This is a genomic window from Rhodococcus sp. ENV425 (assembly GCF_002887785.1).
GTDB classification, from domain to species: domain Bacteria; phylum Actinomycetota; class Actinomycetes; order Mycobacteriales; family Mycobacteriaceae; genus Rhodococcus; species Rhodococcus aetherivorans.
Genome location: NZ_PCZU01000249.1, coordinates 12900 through 14726, shown reverse-complemented (window position 1 = coordinate 14726; position 1827 = coordinate 12900). Strand labels below are relative to the sequence as shown.

Here is a 1827-nt window from a genome sequence, read left to right as displayed (position 1 = left end):
CCCGGGCCCGCTGCAGTGCCGAGTGGTGCGCCCAGCGCCCCACGGTGACGATGTTGTATTCGCTCGGGCCGGAGCACAGTTCGACGACGTCGTCGCCGTGGAACCCGGGCTGGGTACGCAGCTCGCGGTGCGTCTCGTGGACCGCGGCGAGGAAGGTCTCCCGTGCGGCCGCGGGCACGGAGAACTTGTCGATGCGCAGGATCTCGGTCGTCATGGCGGCCACGGTAGGACCTCGAGCCGACTCGAGGTCAAGAGCTGCGAGCTCAGCGGCGACGAGTGCGGGCGACGACGGCCTCGGTGAATTCGGCGGTCGAAGCGAGGCCGCCGAGATCCGCGGTGGCCACGCCCGCCTCGACGGTCGCGTCGACGGCGTGCTCGATCCGGCGGGCCGCGGCGGCGAACTCCGGCAGGTCGTGGGCGGTGCCGAGCCGGTCGAGGAGCATCGCGGCGGACAGGATCAGTGCCGTGGGATTGGCGCGGTTGCGGCCGGCGATGTCCGGGGCGGCGCCGTGTGCGGCCTGCGCCATGGCCTGGGTGTCGGATGCGTTGATCGACGCCGCGGTGCCGAGCGAGCCGGACAGTTCGCCCGCGAGGTCGGAGAGGATGTCGCCGAACATGTTCTCGGTGACGACGACGTCGTAGTCGGCACCGTGGCGGACGAGGTGGGCGGCCATGGCGTCGACGTGCTCGTCGTCCACCGTCACCGACGGATACTGTGCGCCGATCTCGCGGCAGACGTCCCGGAACAGGCCGGTGGTCAGGGACAGGACGTTGGCCTTGTGCACGATCGTGACGCGGCGGCGGCGACGGGTGGCGAGCCGGAAGGCCGTGTGGGCGATGCGTTCGCAGGCCGCCCGGGTGACGACGCCGACGGCGAGCGCGACGTCGGGGGTGGGCATGAATTCGCCGCTGCCGACGACCATGTTGCGGTCCGCGTAGAGCCCTTCGGTGTTCTCCCGCACGATGACGAGATCCATGCGCGGGGACACGGCGCGGACACCGGGCAGGGCGCGGGCGGGACGGATGTTGGCGTACAGATCGAACCGCTTGCGGATCTGTCCGCCCGGGGTGAGCTGCGCGCGGAACGGGTCGGGATAGGCGGCGCTGTCGTGCGGTCCGAGGATCCACGAGTTCAGGCCCGCGAGTGCGTCGAGGGTGGATTCGGGGGTGGGTGTGCCGTGGGTGGCGATCGCATCGGCGCCGAGCGGCAGCGGCACCCAGTCGATCTCCGGGCCGTGCACGGCGGCGACGGCGGCGTCGACCACCCGGCGGGCGGCCGGGACGATCTCGTGACCGATCCCGTCTCCTTCGAGCAGTCCGATGCGGTGCGGGGCGGGGATTGCGACGGCGTCGGTCATGCGGCAATCATTACCCACCATGGTGCAGTCGGTGGAACTGCTCCTCGACGACCGTCTGGATCAGGCGGTCCGCGAGGAATGGTCGCGGTTGCTGGACGTGGGACTGTCCAGTCAGGCCCGCAATCGGTCCGAGTCGAACCGCCCGCACATCACGCTCGCGGTCGCCGCGTCGATTCCGCCGGGCATGGAAGGGGCGATGCGGGAGCAGATCACGGGCGAGCCGTTGCCGGTGCGGCTCGGGGGGATGGTGCTGTTCGGCTCGCGTACCGCGACGGTGGCGCGGCTGGTGGTGCCCACGGCCGAACTGCTCGAGCTGCAACGGATGGTGTTCGCGCTGATCGACGGTTGTCCGGGTGTCCCGGCGCACATCCGGCCCGGCGAGTGGACCCCGCACGTGACCCTGGCCCGCCGGGTGCCGCCCGGCCGGCTCGGATCGGCGCTGACGGCGACCCGAGCGGGCACCCGGGAG

The 1827-nt window shown here is 71.8% G+C and carries 3 protein-coding genes; 1 reads left to right on the top strand and 2 read right to left on the bottom strand.

The annotated features are described in order from the left end of the window. Together CQZ88_RS31560 and CQZ88_RS21710 are read right to left on the bottom strand one after the other, a co-directional pair. Positions 1-214, bottom strand: a 214-nt coding sequence (locus CQZ88_RS31560) for an antibiotic biosynthesis monooxygenase (protein WP_258008719.1), incomplete at its 3' end; no start/stop codon positions are given. 49 nt (positions 215-263) lie between these two features. Then, on the bottom strand, positions 264-1358 hold the full coding sequence (locus CQZ88_RS21710) for an isocitrate/isopropylmalate dehydrogenase family protein (RefSeq protein ID WP_006941144.1): 1095 nt from the start codon (positions 1356-1358) through the stop codon (positions 264-266). A gap of 19 nt (positions 1359-1377) precedes the next feature. Between CQZ88_RS21710 and CQZ88_RS21705 the strand changes: the two genes are divergently transcribed. Continuing rightward, a partial coding sequence (locus tag CQZ88_RS21705) for a 2'-5' RNA ligase family protein (RefSeq protein WP_102800297.1) occupies positions 1378-1827 on the top strand: 450 nt, incomplete at its 3' end.